This window comes from Paenibacillus sp. Soil750 (assembly GCF_001428045.1).
Taxonomy (GTDB): domain Bacteria; phylum Bacillota; class Bacilli; order Paenibacillales; family NBRC-103111; genus Paenibacillus_E; species Paenibacillus_E allorhizoplanae.
This window is the reverse complement of sequence record NZ_LMSD01000040.1, coordinates 170,455-187,282: the sequence shown is the minus strand read 5'-3', so window position 1 is coordinate 187,282 and position 16,828 is coordinate 170,455. Positions and strand designations below refer to the sequence as shown.

General features: G+C 47.3%; 16 protein-coding genes. 6 read left to right on the top strand and 10 right to left on the bottom strand.

What is annotated here, in order from left to right; translation table 11 throughout:
- Positions 1-7 precede the first annotated feature (7 nt).
- The 5 genes from ASL11_RS28285 (at position 8) to ASL11_RS28265 (ending at position 5,628) form a co-directional block, all read left to right on the top strand.
- Positions 8-1,687: a glutamine--tRNA ligase/YqeY domain fusion protein gene (locus ASL11_RS28285; protein ID WP_056622241.1), complete on the top strand. Its 1,680-nt coding sequence runs from the start codon at positions 8-10 to the stop codon at positions 1,685-1,687.
- Positions 1,688-2,224: 537 nt separating this feature from the next.
- Positions 2,225-2,803 (top strand): histidine phosphatase family protein, encoded by a 579-nt coding sequence (locus ASL11_RS28280; protein ID WP_056622240.1) that lies wholly within the window; start codon positions 2,225-2,227, stop codon positions 2,801-2,803.
- A gap of 177 nt (positions 2,804-2,980) precedes the next feature.
- Positions 2,981-3,676, top strand: a complete 696-nt coding sequence (locus tag ASL11_RS28275) for a response regulator transcription factor (RefSeq protein ID WP_063795708.1) — start codon at positions 2,981-2,983, stop codon at positions 3,674-3,676.
- Positions 3,670-5,058, top strand: a complete 1,389-nt coding sequence (locus ASL11_RS28270; RefSeq protein WP_056622237.1) for a sensor histidine kinase — start codon at positions 3,670-3,672, stop codon at positions 5,056-5,058. Before ASL11_RS28275 ends, ASL11_RS28270 begins: the two co-directional genes overlap by 7 nt.
- Positions 5,059-5,151: 93 nt before the next feature.
- Complete coding sequence (locus ASL11_RS28265) at positions 5,152-5,628, top strand: hypothetical protein (protein ID WP_056622234.1); 477 nt, start codon at positions 5,152-5,154, stop codon at positions 5,626-5,628.
- Between the two features lie 52 nt (positions 5,629-5,680).
- Here ASL11_RS28265 and ASL11_RS28260 read toward each other — a convergent pair whose 3' ends face one another.
- From ASL11_RS28260 to ASL11_RS28240, 5 genes are read right to left on the bottom strand one after another with little or no spacing between them, the layout of a single operon-like run.
- A complete protein-coding gene (locus ASL11_RS28260; protein ID WP_056622232.1) occupies positions 5,681-6,601 on the bottom strand; it encodes an MBL fold metallo-hydrolase in 921 nt (306 codons plus the stop codon).
- A 26-nt stretch (positions 6,602-6,627) separates the two neighbouring features.
- The gene (locus tag ASL11_RS28255; RefSeq protein WP_056622230.1) at positions 6,628-7,656 is read right to left on the bottom strand and encodes an ABC transporter substrate-binding protein; all 1,029 of its coding nucleotides are present in this window, start codon (positions 7,654-7,656) and stop codon (positions 6,628-6,630) included.
- A 36-nt stretch (positions 7,657-7,692) separates the two neighbouring features.
- Positions 7,693-8,448 (bottom strand): ABC transporter permease, encoded by a 756-nt coding sequence (locus ASL11_RS28250; protein ID WP_063795707.1) that lies wholly within the window; start codon positions 8,446-8,448, stop codon positions 7,693-7,695.
- The gene (locus tag ASL11_RS28245; RefSeq protein WP_056622228.1) at positions 8,381-9,220 is read right to left on the bottom strand and encodes an ABC transporter ATP-binding protein; all 840 of its coding nucleotides are present in this window, start codon (positions 9,218-9,220) and stop codon (positions 8,381-8,383) included. The genes ASL11_RS28250 and ASL11_RS28245 overlap by 68 nt, the downstream gene beginning before the upstream one ends.
- Before the next feature lie 27 nt (positions 9,221-9,247).
- Positions 9,248-9,913, bottom strand: a complete 666-nt coding sequence (locus ASL11_RS28240) for a Crp/Fnr family transcriptional regulator (protein ID WP_056622226.1) — start codon at positions 9,911-9,913, stop codon at positions 9,248-9,250.
- Positions 9,914-10,156: 243 nt separating this feature from the next.
- Between ASL11_RS28240 and ASL11_RS28235 the strand changes: the two genes are divergently transcribed.
- Complete coding sequence (locus ASL11_RS28235) at positions 10,157-11,191, top strand: potassium channel protein (protein WP_056622224.1); 1,035 nt, start codon at positions 10,157-10,159, stop codon at positions 11,189-11,191.
- Between the two features lie 84 nt (positions 11,192-11,275).
- On the opposite strand, the gene ASL11_RS28230 is transcribed toward ASL11_RS28235, so the two are convergent.
- The 5 genes from ASL11_RS28230 to ASL11_RS28210 form a co-directional block, all read right to left on the bottom strand.
- Entirely contained in the window at positions 11,276-12,457 is a 1,182-nt protein-coding gene (locus ASL11_RS28230) for a cation:proton antiporter (protein WP_056622222.1), read from the bottom strand.
- Positions 12,458-12,518: 61 nt separating this feature from the next.
- Positions 12,519-12,797, bottom strand: coding sequence for a hypothetical protein (locus ASL11_RS28225; protein ID WP_056622219.1), 279 nt, complete (start codon positions 12,795-12,797; stop codon positions 12,519-12,521).
- Between the two features lie 19 nt (positions 12,798-12,816).
- Positions 12,817-14,097, bottom strand: coding sequence for a sodium:proton antiporter (locus ASL11_RS28220; RefSeq protein ID WP_056622217.1), 1,281 nt, complete (start codon positions 14,095-14,097; stop codon positions 12,817-12,819).
- A 220-nt stretch (positions 14,098-14,317) separates the two neighbouring features.
- Positions 14,318-14,776 (bottom strand): hypothetical protein, encoded by a 459-nt coding sequence (locus tag ASL11_RS28215; RefSeq protein ID WP_056622215.1) that lies wholly within the window; start codon positions 14,774-14,776, stop codon positions 14,318-14,320.
- 192 nt (positions 14,777-14,968) lie between these two features.
- Complete coding sequence (locus tag ASL11_RS28210; protein WP_056622213.1) at positions 14,969-16,810, bottom strand: ABC transporter substrate-binding protein; 1,842 nt, start codon at positions 16,808-16,810, stop codon at positions 14,969-14,971.
- Positions 16,811-16,828: the final 18 nt, after the last annotated feature.

Here is a 16,828-nt window from a genome sequence, read left to right as displayed (position 1 = left end):
GGCACATATGGAAACGAAAAACGCTGAAGCTAACGTAAGCGCAATATCAAATTTCATTAAGAACATTGTAAACGAAGATTTGAAATCAGGCAAAGTCAGTCAGGTCGTGACCCGATTTCCCCCGGAGCCGAACGGTTACCTTCATATAGGACATGCAAAGGCGATATGCACGAACTTTGAAATTGCCGATGATTTCAATGGGTTGACGAACCTTCGATTTGATGACACGAATCCAGTCAAGGAAGATGTTGAATATGTGGAGTCCATTAAAGAAGACGTAGCATGGCTGGGCTTTAAATGGGACGGGCTTTTCTTTGCTTCGGACTATTTTGAAGAGATGTATAGCCGAGCATTAGTCTTGATTCGCAAAGGACTGGCTTATGTAGACGACCAATCTGCTGATGAAATCCGTGAAACGCGTGGAACACTGACGCAAGGTGGAACAAACAGTCCGTATCGTGAACGCACGATAGAGGAAAATTTGTCCCTATTTGAGCGTATGCGTGCAGGTGAGTTCAAAGACGGCGAGCGTGTGCTGCGTGCCAAAATTGATATGTCCTCACCGAATATTAACCTTAGAGACCCGGTCATCTATCGTATTCTTCACGCCCATCACCATAACACAGGCGATACGTGGTGCATCTATCCGATGTACACGTACGCGCACCCACTGGAAGATGCGATCGAAGGTGTAACGCACTCGCTCTGTTCAAGTGAGTTCGAGGATCAACGTCCGTTCTACGACTGGGTGATTCGTGAGTGTGAGATGCCGAATGTGCCGAGACAATATGAATTCGCTCGTATTTCCTTAATGAATACCGTTACGAGCAAAAGAAAGCTGAAACAACTCGTCGATGAGAAAGCCGTTGACGGTTGGGACGATCCACGGATGCCGACTATATCGGGTTTGCGCCGTAGAGGCCTGACGCCAGAGTCGATTCGCAATTTTGTTCGTGAGCTTGGCGTATCGAAAGGCGGCGGTGGCAGTGTTGTTGACACTCGCATGCTGGATCACTTCATCCGCGAGGATTTGAAGTTGAAGGCGCTGCGCACGATGGGCGTGCTGAATCCGCTCAAAGTCGTCATCACCAACTATCCCGAGGATGGCGTGGAGATGCTAGAAGCGGAGAATAACTCCGAGAACCCAGAAATGGGCAATCGCATGATTCCATTCTCCCGCGAGATCTACATCGAGCAAGATGACTTCATGGAAAATCCACCGGCCAAATATTTCCGGTTATTTCCCGGCAACGAAGTGCGTTTGAAAAACGCCTACTTCATCAAATGCAATGACTTCATCAAGGATGCCGATGGCAACGTGGTTGAGCTGCATTGCACCTATGATGTTGAGACCAAGAGCGGTAGCGGCTTCACTGGCCGTAAAGTCAAAGGCACGATCCACTGGGTGGATGCGAAAAGCGCTGTACCAGCGGAGTTCCGCCTGTACGAGCCACTGATTTTGGACGATGAGGAAGGCGAAGAAGAGACATCGTTCATGGATAAAGTGAACCCGAATTCCTTGCAAATCGTGCAAGGTTTCGTCGAAGACAACATGAAGAGCGTGAGCCCACAGGATAAATTCCAGTTTTTCCGCCACGGCTACTTCAACGTGGATCCGAAGTACACAACACCAGATCATTTGGTGTTTAACTTGATCGTTTCGTTGAAAAGCTCGTTCGTGGTGTAACGAACGGATCCATAGTTAGAACAGAACCCCTTAGCGGATGCTAGGGGGTTTTCTGATTTAGGCCATGCAATAAGGTAGCTCTAAGCTTAGGGGGAGGTGGCTAGTATGAAGCCAAATTACCCTCTGAAAATGCAAATAGGCATCTTTTTCCCTAGCATTCTGCTCAAAACTGGAAAATGCGTGCAAAAGGGCATCCTTTTTATCTGTTTTTAGGATAAATCTTAAATACTGCCCCAAATTGATGCCTTTTTGCATCAATTCCCATTAAACAAGTGAAATCCCTTTTCAAAACTGCTCTTTTGCAATTTTGAAGGTAGTATGTACTCCAACTTACCACTCCTGCCTCCCCCTACTTCCCGCCACAATTGTTCGTAGCTTGTGAGTGACTATAATTTTTCATCTGATGTGAGCGCCACCGCAGTAAAGCGAGAAAAAGAGATTCGAGATTCACAACTATGTTGTTGTGCAGGAGATCAAAAGTATTTCTCGAATGAATGTAAGGAAATATTTGTAATCAAATTAGGGAGGGTGGGTTACATGAAGACGACGATTTATATGGTCAGACATGCGGAATCCCCTTATACAGAAGGAAATGAAAGAACGAGGGGGCTTACCCTCAAGGGGAAATTGAATGCTGAGGACATCACAAGGATATTAAAAGATGAAGGAATCGACGTGCTGATATCCAGCCCTTATGCGCGAGCCATTCTAACCTTGGAGGGGTTGGCTAAAGAACTAGAACAAGAGATTAAGATAGTGGAAGATCTTCGGGAAAGACATTTTTCTGGAGAAGATGATCTGATTCCTACAGAAAAGTTCATGTCTGAGATGAAGCGGATGTTCGATGACTTTGATTATGCCTATCCAGGTGGAGAGTCTAACAGAGCCTGCCAGCAAAGAGCGGTGGTCGTATTGAGAGATATCCTAAAAGAAAATAAAGGAAAGAAGATAGCCATTGGCACACATGGTAACGTTATGACATTGATGATGAATCATTTTGATGCGACATATGGATTCGATTTCTTGAATCAAACCGTGAAGCCTGATATTTATAAAATGCAATTTAATGACCTCGAATTAGAGGAAGTGACAAGGCTATGGGAATACCGTGAATAAAATGTACGACATATAACGATAAAACAGAGCAATCTCCCAGCCGACGGAAGCTGAAGGATTGTTCTATTTGTTTGTGTATCAGAAAGAGCATACTAGAATGCGCTAAAAAGAAATTTTTTCATCACAATTATCCAGTAATATAAAAGGTAAGGTTTCAAATAGGGAGCGTGACCACACGTGACATTGGTATTAGTCGTAGATGATGATCTGAATATATGTAAAATAACGAAGCTGTATTTGGAAAAGAACGGCTTCGAGGTGGCGACCGCGAATGACGGCGAGCAGGCGCTCGCTCGATTCAAAGAGCTGCAGCCCGATTTCATAGTGCTGGATATTATGCTGCCGAAACGTGACGGGTGGTCGGTCTGTCAGATGGTCCGCGCACAAAGCGATGTGCCGATTCTGATGCTGACGGCGCGAGGCCACGTGGATGAGCGTGTGGAAGGCTTGCGGATGGGAGCCGACGACTATTTGGTGAAGCCTTTTGACCCGAATGAACTGGTCGCACGGGTAACATCGATCCTTCGTCGGACGGGGCTTCGCACCCAAGTGGCGCCTGCGGCACACGTATATGAGGTCGGCAGCTTGCGCATTGACAGCCTAGGTCATGAGGTGACGGTTGATGGACAGGTGGTAGCCTTACCGAAGAAAGAGTATGAGTTGCTGCTGTTTTTCGTACGGAATCCGAACCAAGTGTTCACGCGCGAGGATCTGATCGCTAAGATCTGGGGGTGGGATTTCGAAGGTGAGGACCGTGTGGTCGATTTATATATCAAACGATTAAGGCAGAAGCTCACAGCAGGGAAAGAGGACTGGAGTATCCGCACGGTGTGGGGTGTGGGATATAAGTTCGAGGGACCTGGCGTATGCTGAATTCCTTTTATCGCAAGCTATTATTTATATATATTGCCATTACGGTGGTGTCAATTCTAGCGATATCTGGCGCGATTGGTTACACGATGAAGCAGAAGACGTATGACCGTAGCGAGAAGCTTTTGCTGGAAAAAGTGGAGCAAGTGGAGGAGCTAGCGAAGGATTTGTTCGATAATTCGACGGCTCAGAAGGATTTCCGCAAGCAAATTAATGCGATGGAGAAAACCTCAAATGTCCGCGTCTCGGTCATTCGACATCCTCGAGCGACCTTGGATAAAATCCAAGCGGTAGGCGAAGTTCCAGCCCGATTGGGCTGGGTGGAGAAGGTGCTCTCCGGTAACCCGGTGACGGTGAAGAGTACATTTACACAGAATAGCCCTGTCAAAATGCTGATCGTCGGACGTCCAGTCCTACAGGACAACCGAGTGGTTGGGGCGATTTTCCTGTATACGCCTATCGTGAACATTCAAGGTACGATTAATGAGATTAATCGCGCTATTTATGTATCTGCCCTCGTGGTTGCGCTGCTGGCTATTGCACTTCTTTACTTTGTGTCGCGGCACTTTGTGAAGCCTCTGCAGCAGATGAGCAAGACGGCGGAGGCGTTGGCACTGGGGGATTTTAGCGGCAGGGTGCCTGTACGCGGAAAAGATGAAATCGCCTCGTTGTCGGGATCGCTCAACCGAATGGCCGGCAAGCTGCAAAAGGTCGAAGAAGGCCGCAAGCGGTTCCTCTCCGAAATTTCTCACGAGCTAAGGACACCGCTGACGACGATCCGGGCTTCTCTGCAGGGCATCACGGATGGCGTGGTGGAGCCAGAGGATGCCAAGGAATTCATCGATATCTCCCTCCAGGAGACATTGCGATTAAGCCATTTGGTAGATGATCTGCTGGAGCTGTCTTCGTTTGAGGAGAAGCAGGTGAAGCTGACTATGCAAGTCGTGGATCTGCCAGAGTTAATTGGACTCGTCGTGACACAGTTGAAGATGAAGGCGAGAGGCAAGGGAATTGAGCTTAGTGCAGATAGTGAGGGGCCATATACGGTACAGGCCGACGTCGATAGGCTGCGGCAGGTTTTCATCAACTTGTTGGACAATGCAATTAACCACATTCCGGAGGGCTCGCAAGCAGGAATTCGGGTCAAGGCCATTAGACATGAGCGTTGGGTCGAGGTTTGGGATGATGGGCAGGGCATCGCACCGGAGAAACTTCCGTATCTGTTTGATCGGTTTTACAAAGCGGACGAAAGCCGCAATCGCTCCGGCGCAGGGCTAGGTTTAACGATTTGTAAACACATTATCGAAGCGCACGGCGGTTCGATTCGTGTCGAGTCGCAGCTGGGGGCTGGGACGGTTTTCAAAATCTTTTTGCCAACAGTGTAAATGCCCTCGCATGACAAACTTATGACATAACTATGAGATAAGATTGGGTTCGTAAGGTATACAGCCATTAAACGAATCGAGGAGTGATTCCACATGTTGAAGAAGAAGTTAGCAGGAATAGTGTTGGTAGGTGCGATTGTATGTTCCGTTCCGGTGGTGGCTTTCGCCGAAAATGTACAAGGAGATGCAGCAGTAGCGTCTTCGACAAGCAAGTTTCATCCTATGAAACAACTTTTATTAGAAAAAGCGCAAGCTTATGGCATAGCGACAGACGGTAAAACGAACAAGGAGATTAAGACAGAGCTGAAAGCGGCTGCTGTAACGAAGCTGCAAGCGAAAGCGACCGAAGCGGGTATCGCGACGGATGGCAAAACAGGAAAGGAAATCCGCACAGCCTTGAAAGCTGCCAAAGAAGCAAAGAAAGCAGCGAAACAAGCGAAGAAATCAGAGGCTGTGAACAAGAAAGCAGCCAAATTAGGCATCTCCACGGATGGTAAAACAACGGAGCAGGTATACACGGAGATCGAAAGTGCGCTGCAAGCCAAGTGGGCGAAAAAAGCAGCTAAATAAGCGTGGCAGATAAAGAAGCAGCCCTGGGCGAATAACTCAGGGCTGCTTTTCATTACGAGAGGTCAAATGCCATTAAATCTCGCGCCATCGTGATCCGACCACCATAGATGTCCCCCATGCCTTCTATATAGGCAGCTTCCGCCTCCTCAGTGGCTGCAGGTGCAGGAATATGGTGGGTGAGCACTAGATGGGCTACACCTGCTTCTCGGGCGATTTCGGCCACTTGGTGCGTTGTCGAATGATACTTGGCTGGATTAGACAGGCTAATGGTTTGCTCTGGGAATTTGGCAATCAGCGCGTCGAGCCACGCTTTGTTATAAGATTCGTGTACAAGTAAATCCGCACCGCGACTATATTTGATCATATTGTCAACCGGGATGGTATCGCCGGAAATGACCACCGACTTCCCGTTGAATTCGAATTTATAGGCAATAGCAGGATCAACAGGTTTATGATTGACTTCGAAAGCGGTGACTTTAATACCGCCTTGGTCGTAAACAACACCCTCGTTGTTTTCAAAATAACGAATGTCCGCCCCATCACCCGCGGAGAAGTTATAGTTCACTCGGAGATTTACGTCGAAATCGAAGGACGTTCTCATTTTGCCGATAATCTCCTTCGTTGTGGTGGGTCCGTAGACGTTCATAGGCCCTTTTCGCCCCTCAAAAACCCGATCCGCGATCACATGTGTCCGCCAGCTCGTGATGAAGACATCGAAAAACCCTGAATTATGATCGCTATGATGGTGTGTGAAAAAGACATCCGAAATCCTTTGCGGCATAATCCCCGCCTTAATCAATTGATCAACGGTCGCGCCTCCGCAATCGAATAGAAAGGTTTTATCCCCTGCGAGAATAGCGACGCCTGCCTTCGCCCTGCCGTAAAAGGCCCTCGGTGTGCCCGTACCAAGAATGACGACTTTGATGTGCTCATGATAATCAGGTAATAGGTTTTCCTGTGGTTGTATAAACAAGTGAAGGCCTCCTCAGTCACATACGGTTATTTTTCTTTTCGCACTTCATTTAAAAGAGATAAATCGAGGAATTTGCTGAAATCCAACTCTTCCGCTTTCACTTTTAAGTACCCTGCATCAAAAGAGGTTTTAGCCTGCTCATTAATATCCTCTAACGTGATCTCTTCGGTTAATTTCAAATGGTCGAGAGCTGCTTTGATGAGCGCAGGTTCCATTCCTTTACCCGTTAATTGCTTCAATTCATCGCTAATTAGATCATAGGCTTTGTTCGGATTTTGCTGAATGAAATCAATCGCTTGTTTGTTGGCTTTCACGGCTTTTTTGGCCAAATCACGGTGATCCTTCAGAAACGTATCGCTGGCTACGAGAATGGTTAACGGATAATTGCCGTCTTTGGGAGGGATTTTGTTCCAATCCACCAAAATCGTACCGGAACCCTCTTGGATAATCTGTGTGCCCCAAGGCTCTGCAATCAAGGTCGCGTCGACTTCTTTCTGACGGATCGCAACTAACGTATCTGCTGGAGCACGTGTAACGATTTGCACACCCGAAGTATCGGTCGATACTTTCAATCCTTCCTGTTTGAGCAGCAAACGAAGAGATAGATCCGGTGTGCCTCCTTTGGCAGCAACAGCAACTGTTTTACCAACGAGATCTTTAACAGATTTGATGCCTGCGTCCTTACGTGCAACTAATACGGCACCGCCGTTATTTGCGCCAGCAATGACTCGGATATTTTTGCTTTTCAAATATTGATTGATGACCGGTCCCGGTCCCACGTAGCCAATATCAATTTGGTCCGTTGCAATTGCCGTTGCGAAGTCCGCTCCATTGTCAAAAGCCGTGACGTCAATCTTGGCATTTTTACCAAAAGCGTCCTGAAAATAATTGTTTTGCAGGGCAATAAATCCTGGAGCATGGGTGACATTTTTCAAAATACCAATTTTCACAGTCGTACTAACAGCGCTTGAAGCAACTTCTTTACTCTGGCCGCAAGCGGACAAAACCAAGGGTACGACTAAAACCAAACTCATGATCCAACCTACTTTTTTCACACTAATTCCCCCTTATTTGGTTCTAGGAAACGCCATTTATTTCTTAAGCTGAAAACGAAGCACAATGCGGTCCTCTAGTTGTTTAAAACAGAAATGATCCGAAATGGTACCGATCACAGCAATGATGATGACGACGCACAGGATCGTTGCCGTATCGCCAAGTCCGCGTCCATCTTGCAGCATTTGCCCGAGCCCCACGCCTTTGGCAATCAGCTCGCCAGCTACAAGTGCCCGCCAAGCGAAGGCCCAAGCCACGCGGATGCCTGTAATCCAATGGGGAAATGCCGCCGGCAGCTGCACTTGAAAGAACAAGCGATATCCGCTGCCCGTTCCCAGCATTTGCGCAGCTCGCAGATGAATCGGTGAAATGTTCATGATTCCAGTGCGGCTTGCCATCGACATCGTCCATGTTGCGCCAATGGTGGTAATGAAAATGACGGAAGTGTCATTCAGTCCGAACCAGATAATCGCGAAGGGCAGCCAGGCGATACTCGGCACGGTCTGGAGGGCAACCACGACAAAGCCGAAGGTCTCGTCAAAATAGCGATATCGTGCAAATAAATAGCCTAATATCGTTCCGATGCCAATCGATAGGGCAAATGAGATGAGTAAGCGACGAAGGCTAGCCCCAATGGCGTTAAGGAGATGCCCGTGCGCAAACCCATCATAGAAGGCTTGGAAGGTTTGTAGAGGAGAAGGAAATTTCCAACCCCAATCAAAAATTCTAAATCCCAACTCCCATATGATCAGCAGCAGAATTAGAAATAGCGTTCTTCTTAAGGCTGTATGCATGGCCCAGCTCCTCTCTGACTACCTTCTCGAGCTCATCCGTCAGAGCTTCCATAATTTTATTTTCCAAAGCATGAATGAGCGGATCGCTGCTTTGATGAGGCCTAGCTGCCTGCACGGCGAATTCCTTCTTAACCCTGCCTGGCTGCGTCGCCATCACGACAACACGATCTGATAAAATGACGGCTTCACGAATGTTGTGCGTAATGAACAAGATGGTTTTACCGGTCTTAAGCCAAATCTCTTCCAAATCCTTCAGTAAAATGAAACGCGTTTGCTCATCCAATGCCGCAAAGGGTTCATCCATTAACAGGATCTCAGGATCCATAACGAGCGCTCTGGCAATCGCTACTCGTTGTTTCATCCCGCCAGACAGTTCATGCGGATAACGATCAATGAACTTGCTCAAGTGCACAGCTTTAATTTGTTCAGAAGCAAGTGCATAGCGTTCTTTCTTGGATAGCCCTTTTTGCTTCAAACCGAAGGCCACATTATCAAGCACGGTAAGCCAAGGGAACAAGCCGTGTTCTTGGAAAACAACAATGCGATCGGCTCCTGGCGCAGTAACCTTTTGCCCACCCACCGTAATTGTTCCGCTGCTCACTTGTTCGAATCCGGCGATCAAATTCAATAGCGTGGATTTCCCGCAGCCCGAAGGCCCTACGATGGAGACGAATTCTCCCTTTTTAATCGTGAGAGAAACTTGATCTAAAGCCGTATAAGCATTGCCTTTTTTCTGTGAAAAGGATTTATTCACATGATTTATCGTGATCATAGGGTTGGCCTCCAGGCTGATGTTCGTCTAAATGTCGGTGAAGAAACGGTTCGGATGATAGACAACGATTTTCTTTTTGGCATAATCGATGAGTCCTTTATCGCGCCATTTGTTCAATGTTTCCGTGACGGTTTGTCTGCTGCAGCCAATGACATAGGAGATCTCTTCATGACTGAGCGGCACCTGAACTTCGAGCTTCTCATCCGTCGGTTTGCCCAACTGCAGGAGGAACCAAGCGAGCCTCCAGGCGACTGGGCGGGAGATTAAAGTTTCGACCATTCGCTGTGTTTGCAGGAGTCTGCGAGCACCTAGAACGGCGACGGAATAGGAAAACTCTGCATTTTCTTTGGCCAATTCGAGAAACTTCCGACTGTCTAGTGTCAGGATTTGGCTGTCCACGAGACACTTGGCGTAGCGCTTCCGAGCTATGTTCGTCAACACTTCCGCATTGCCGAAAACTTCTCCCTCATAGCGAAGAAATAAGGTAATTCCTTGCCCCTCCTCGGAGGATTGGGAAATCTTAATTAATCCTGAAGCCACATAATAAGCACCGCTGGGCAAGTCATTTTCCTGAAAAACAAACTCGTTCTTACGGTAAGTATGACTAATGCCATGTTTTCGAAAAGCCTCAAGCATGACTTCCTTTGTGGGGTCTTTTTCCTGAAGGTCAGCAAACTCATGTAATTGGTCCATAGGTTCAATCCCCTATCCTTATTTCTTAAAAAATGCACACTACTTAATACCGAGTATTCCAATCTGTTATATGTATATTATCACATGATTTCACGCTAGAATGTCGGATTCCCGACAAAATTAAAAAAATCGTGAGTTGAAAGAGGTAGATGCGTTATGATTCATTCATCTAAGAGCATTTTTCTTGATATACTAGATGAATAGTCTGGAAATTGTTGGGCGGATGCCTGTCAGGAGGTCATCATGCTTTTCTTCTCAAAATTCTTATTGCGTCTAATCCGTTGGAATAACCTCTTTGTTTTTGGCGTGGCTGTTGTGTTCATTGGAGGAAGTTCGCTATTAGCTTATGAGCTAGAGCCGAGCACTTTTGAGACCCGATTTAACGGCTTGTGGTGGGTGATGACGACAGTTACAACAGTGGGCTATGGTGACTTCTACCCGCATACGGTTGCAGGCAAATGTTTAGGGATCGTCGTCTACATCTTCGGGATTGGACTTATTTCCATAACAATTAGCAAAGTCGTGGATGCCTTATTTGTGTATCAGCGGAAGAAGGAGGAAGGCAAATTGAGGTATGCGGGTACGAACCATTTTGTGATGATTGATTGGAGCCAGCATGCGGAGAACGCGATTAAAGAAATCCTGAACTCAGACCCCGTTGTGGAGGTTGTTCTTATAGATACGCTGGAAAAAAGCCCGATTCACCATGAGCGGGTGCATTATGTGCTGGGCAATCCTCAGCTCGTGGCGACACTCGAAATGGCCAATACATCGAAGGCGAGGGCGGTGTTCATTTTCGCCGATGAAGTGACTCAGTTCCAGAACACGATTCGCGATCCCGCCTTCGTCGATGGCAAAACCTTACTGGTGGCGACGACCGTCGAGCGCAATTATAACCACGTGTACACGATAGTGGAGATCCGTGATAAGCAAAATCTGCCCAACTTCCAGCACATTCGCATCGATGAATTCATCTTTGGCAGTGAGACCATTTCGCAGCTTGCGGTACGCTCGGCTTTTAGCCCAGGAACCTCGAAGATTCTTACACAGTTGCTAACCCGCACACCCCAGGGCGAGGACCTCTACGAGATCCCTACACAGGCGAAGTGGGTGACGTTCCATGATGCTTTTCAGGATTTGCTGCAAAAGGGTGCGACACTGATCTCAGATGGCGAGCATCTGAATATCAATAAAAGGCTTCATGAAGAGATTCCGCTGGGAGCTAAGCTTTTCGTCATTTGTGATAAGGAAACGTACGGACGATTGACGCAGAAATAGAAGAAGAGCTAGGAGGGGATTGCTCCTCTTGGCTCTTCTTTGTCGTGTCTGTTGAGGGTGATCGTCGACGGTAGCGGCATCCCCTTATTTCACCTTCAGTAGCGCAACCAATCGACTCAAGGTCGTCCCTTGAACGAGTAGTGAGAATACGACATTGCTGAACGTCATCGCGAGCAGCAGGTCGCGACCTTCGAAGTCAGGAGACACACCTAGCAGGAGCGCTATGGACAGCGAGCCCTTTAGCCCGCCCCAGGCGATGATGGGCTTCCAAGCCGAAGGCATATCGCTATCCATAGCGAGACTTACATACACGGCGATGAATCTGGCGAGGAGGACGATGACGATACTGCCGCCGATCTCTTGCCATTTGTCCGTGAAGTTGATGTTCGATATTTCCAAGCCCACCATAAGGAAAATAAGGGCATTGCCAATGAAGGCGATGACTTCCCAGAAGGAGTCCATTTTCTCCAGTGTGGTATCGGACATGCCGATGTTTTTCCCGTAAGTCCCGAGCAATAGTCCAGCGAAGACGACCGAGATTACCCCCGAAAGATGGAACATCTCAGCGACTTCGAATACGCCATAGAACAAGACGATGGATAGACCAATTTCAACGAGATAGTTATCGATGCGCGAGGTAATTCTGGAAGCTAGGAAGCCGCCAAGAATCCCGATTGCCATGCCGCCGATGACCACTTTAGCAAACTCTAATGTGCCATCAAGGAGACTGGACATGCTGAGCATTGTGGTGACTAGTGCAATTTTGAACAGGACGACGGCGACACCGTCGTTGGCTAAGCTTTCACCCTCGACGATGGTGGATAGCTTCGAGTTAAGTCCTAGCGACTTGAAGATACTGAGCACGGAAACGGGATCGGTAGCGGCCATTAAGGCGCCGAATACGAGTGCTTTTTGCAGAGAGAGACCTAAGAAAACGGAGCAGAGCGCGGTTACAAGAACAAAGGTAATCATTGTGCCGAGTAAGGAGAGCAGCAAGATAGGCCGCTTGTTTTCCTTCACCTCATGGAAGTGCAGTTTAATCGCCGCATCGCCAATAAGGGCGGATAAGAAGATAAGAATAACCGTAGTTTGAAACACATGATCGGAAGCAATGTAATTTTTTAACTCATTCATAACAGGAATGGGGAGAAGTCCAAGCAGCAGGCCAGCTATGACGAGTAGTGTAGGATAGGGTTGCTTCGTTTTATCCGCCAAATAAGCAATGGCCACCGCAATGGCAAGTAGGACTAGCCAGTAGTGAATCATGTCAGTCCCTCCTCTTTTTCTCACCTAAGTGTTTCAATTGTGTACAATGTTGCTAACTTGGCTACACCCAAGTGACACTAGTCAAAATGCGATGCTTCATAAGAGATAGAATAAAGGCCTCATAGTAATCCATGCGGACAATGAATTGGTAATTATGATCGTGAAAAGCGTAGAACAAGACATCGGTCATAACGTGGTTATGGTCAAAATCGAGCTGAACGTCTTTCACCCGTTGATCCATAGTCGCATCCCCGAGAACGTGAATACGAAATTCAATATCTTGGTCGTTAGCTGTTTCACTGAGTTCGATGGCTGTCTCGTCAAACGTGTACGTTAACATGGCACTTACCTCCTTTTTCTTACATCAAATACCTGAAATAAATATATAAGCTGGACAGAACGATCGAAATGATCATCAGCGGGAAGCCATATTTCAAATATTTCACGAAGGTGATTGGGTAACCCTCTTTGCCGGCTAGGCCAGCAACAATCAAGTTTGCACTCGCCCCGATCAATGTGCCATTGCCCCCCAAACAAGCGCCCAAAGCCAAACTCCACCACAGTGGCTCTAAATTACTGACGCCCATAGTGCCCATTTCCTGAATCAATGGAATCATCGTGGCAACGAACGGGATGTTGTCGAGGAAAGCCGATGCAATCGCGCTCAGCCACAGAATCAGCATCGAGGTTGCGAATTCATTACCGCCTGTTAATTCAATCGCGTGCGCAGCTAACTGTGTAATCACGCCTGTTTCTACGAGCCCGGATACGAGCACGAAAAGACCGACAAAGAAGAAGATCGTAGGCCACTCGATACTAGCAAAAGCGGGCTCCAGCATGTGCTCACCAGTCAGGAGAAGCAGAAGAAACGCGCCACTTAATGCAACCGTTGCCGATTCCAAATGCAAGCTCTGATGCAAGAAGAAGCCTAGAATGGTAAGAGCCAGAACGATAAGGCATTTCCAGAGCAGCTTACGGTCCGTTAGCATTGCGTTTTCATCCATCTCCATAATGCTCTGTTGCAGCTCAGGGGTGGATTTGACTTGTTTCCCGAAAAGCAGCAGGAACAAAGGAATATAAGCCAGTATGATGATGATTACGATTGGTGTCAGGTTCGAGATAAACGCCATGAACGTAAGTTCTTTCACTGCGCTACCAATCATAATATTAGGTGGATCGCCGATCAGCGTGGCTGTCCCCCCGACATTGGAGGCCAAGATTTGTGTGAAAAGGAACGGAAATGGATTCACGCGAAGCTGTCTCGTAATGCTCAGGGTGACAGGGACCATGAGAAGTACGGTTGTTACATTGTCCAAAAAGGCAGAGCATACCGCTGTGATAATCACGAGCGCAATCAATATCCTTCGCGGTTGTCCCTTGGCGAGCTTAGCGGCCTTCACCGCGACATATTTGAAAAGCCCCGTCTCCGCTGTAATGCCTACGATAATCATCATCCCGATGAGTAGGCCCAGCGTGTTGAAGTCGATGTGATGCAGAGCTGTCTCTTGGCTGACGATGCCAAAAACAACCATCAGCACGGCTCCGATCATCGCGATAATGGTACGGTGAATTTTTTCGGAAATGATAATCGCATAAATAAGTAAGAAGATGCCGATAGCCCAGTAAGCTTGTAATTCCACTAAATCTGCCTCCATTTAACTTTATTTCAGGATTTCCAGTATTGTCCTGAATTATGTGTGATGGGCGACCCGCAGTTCCCTGAAAAAGACAAAAAGAGCCCGCTTTTGGCAGGCTCCTCCGGGTCAATCCTATATAGCGTAACTATACCTGCTCCCATGGAAGTTGTAAAGATAAAGTCATGAGCAGCATCGTGGAACAAGTAATAAGTATGACGTTTGATCAACCTCGGACGAGAGGCTCGATGACGTATGTTGTCGTGCTCGCATCAGGCGTAGCTGCCTGTTCGCCGCGGACGACCCATCCGTGGGAGAGCACAGCAGTCAGGCGTTTGTGCTGCTCCGCGGTAAGACTTGCAACGACCGCTTCGTGACCGGGCTCGAGCTGTAACTCTGTCTCCTGTCCGAAAACGACGAGAATCCAGCTAGCGATGCCGCGCAGCGTATTGTATTTGATCTGGTAGCCGTGACGGACAGCGTGCTCGAACGTAGCGAGATCCTCACTCGCAAGCTCCGTTAAGCGCGTATAGTCGAATTGGAACTTGCTGTCATCTATTGGAAGCTGACCAGCTTGGACCCGCTGAAGCAGCTTGTCTGCGGAAGATTCTTGGGTCTTGAGTGACTCTAGGATGAGTGCATCCCATTGCGACAGTTTAACTAGGTTGGCTTCGGGAGTTGGCATTTGTATTCGCTCCTGTCTGTGCGATGTGGTTTGTATGAAAGAGACTGCCCAACCGTCATGGACGATGAGGCAGTCTTCTTAGAAATATAAGAAAGTATAAGTTTCACTCTATACAATGCTTATATTTTTGGATAAACGCACCCGTCCTAGTAGGACGGTGTAGCCGTTTATTTTACATGTTCAGCTGATCAACTATTTGGTGGTTTTGCTAGCGTTATATTTGCTCAAGAAATCCTTCACTTTAGCAGAATCTGCTTTGAGCTCTAATCCCGTTTTGACAAGTGGGCTTAGAGTCGAGATCGCTTTGAACTTGTTGTTCTTGTAGTAAGCAAGGAATTCGTCTTGATTGATGGAATACAGCACAGCTTTTCTCAAGTCAGCGCTCTTGGCAATTTCGCGGTTCTTAGTGTTGAACAACAGGTAGGATACAGCGTTACTAGGGATCGTTTGAAGCGAAAGCTTAGTATCCGCTTTGACAACGTCAAACTTAACTTCGGACACACCGTAGTACAAGTGAATCTCGCCGCTTCTTAGCGCTGACAGGGAGGCTTCAGCATCTTTGATGAAACGGATTTTGATGGAGTCTACTTTCGGCTCGTACTTCGTCCCCTTCATATACCCTGGGTTTTTGTAGAAGACAGCCTCATAGTCATTCTTGTAGGAAAGAATGTAAGGACCGCTTGTAGCCAATGTATTGTTGTATTTAGCACCTTCAGTAATGGTTGCTTGGTCGCCGTACGCGATGTCTTTATTTACATCATATTTGGCTACATCGTACGTATTGATGCTTTCAACTTGCTTCTTGGAGACGATCCCCGCGGATTGATGCGCTAAATAGTTCAAGACTTGCGGGAACGGCTCTGTAGTTGTCAACTTAACAACTTGATATTTGCCTTCTTTATTGCTTGCTTTCGTTTTATCAGCTACAAGGGAAGAAATTTTGGTGCCAAGGCCTTTTTCCAAACTCGATTTGATTGTGTCGGAGCCGCCGGATACTTTAACTGATTCAAGTACGGCAGGGTCAGTCACAAGTTCTACATTTTTGATATGCTCATGCAATGTAAATGTACGGTGATTTGGCACGGAATTTTTGTCTTTGGCGCGATTTAACGAGAAAATAACATCTTCAGCACCAACGCGTTCGCCAGAGTCAGCGGCTAGCTTGTTCTTAATTTGTGCAAAGTCGATATCGTCACGAAGTAAGAAGTAGTAGTCGGAATTGCCATTGGCGATTGCAAAGTTGTGCGAAAGTGAGCCTTCAGCCGTTAACTTATCGTCATCTGTCAAGTTGAGTAGACGTACATACATGTTCGTGTTGATGATATTGATCGAACCGTCATTCCCTTTGATTGGATCGAGTGATGTTAGGGAAGGAAGCGTTGATTGCAGAATGATCGGGTCTTTCGCACGTTTGGCCGTATCCTTGAAGTCTAGCTCTTCCCAAGGCAGGGAACGAGATTTCGAGAGACGTACAGACTCTTTCTTCAGAACATCTTGATTAAACGCTTGTGCTTTGAGTGAGTTATAGAGCGGTGCAATGTAGGCTTTATCCAGGACTAATTTTTGTTCGAACGTCTTGTATGTTTCTGTGAACTGCTCTGGTGTCTGACCTGCGGCCTGATCAATCAGCTTGTCGATCTCTGGATCGGACATAATGCTGTAGTCACCACCTGTTTTGAAAAGGGAACGTACCGCATAGTCTGGGTTACCTGTAACAGTGGTCCAACTGGACAAGGCTGCATCGAAGTTGCCTGCATCTTGTTGCGCTTTGAACGTACCGTAATCCGGCTGGATGTTCAACTTAACGTTAAAACCATTCTTCGTAAGCTGGTCGCGAACGATGTTAAGGTCTGTTTCATTTGAGCTCATACCCAACAGTTCGATATCGACAGGGGTAGTGTTCGCTGCAGCAGTTGCTCCTGCTGATGGTGTTGGTGACGCAGCAGCGTCATCCTTCGTTGTGAAATTGCATCCGCTTAGCATCAAAGAGGCACCGAGGATGACGGGGATGACAACCTTGCTTTTCTTAATCATAGATTTGACCCTCCTAGT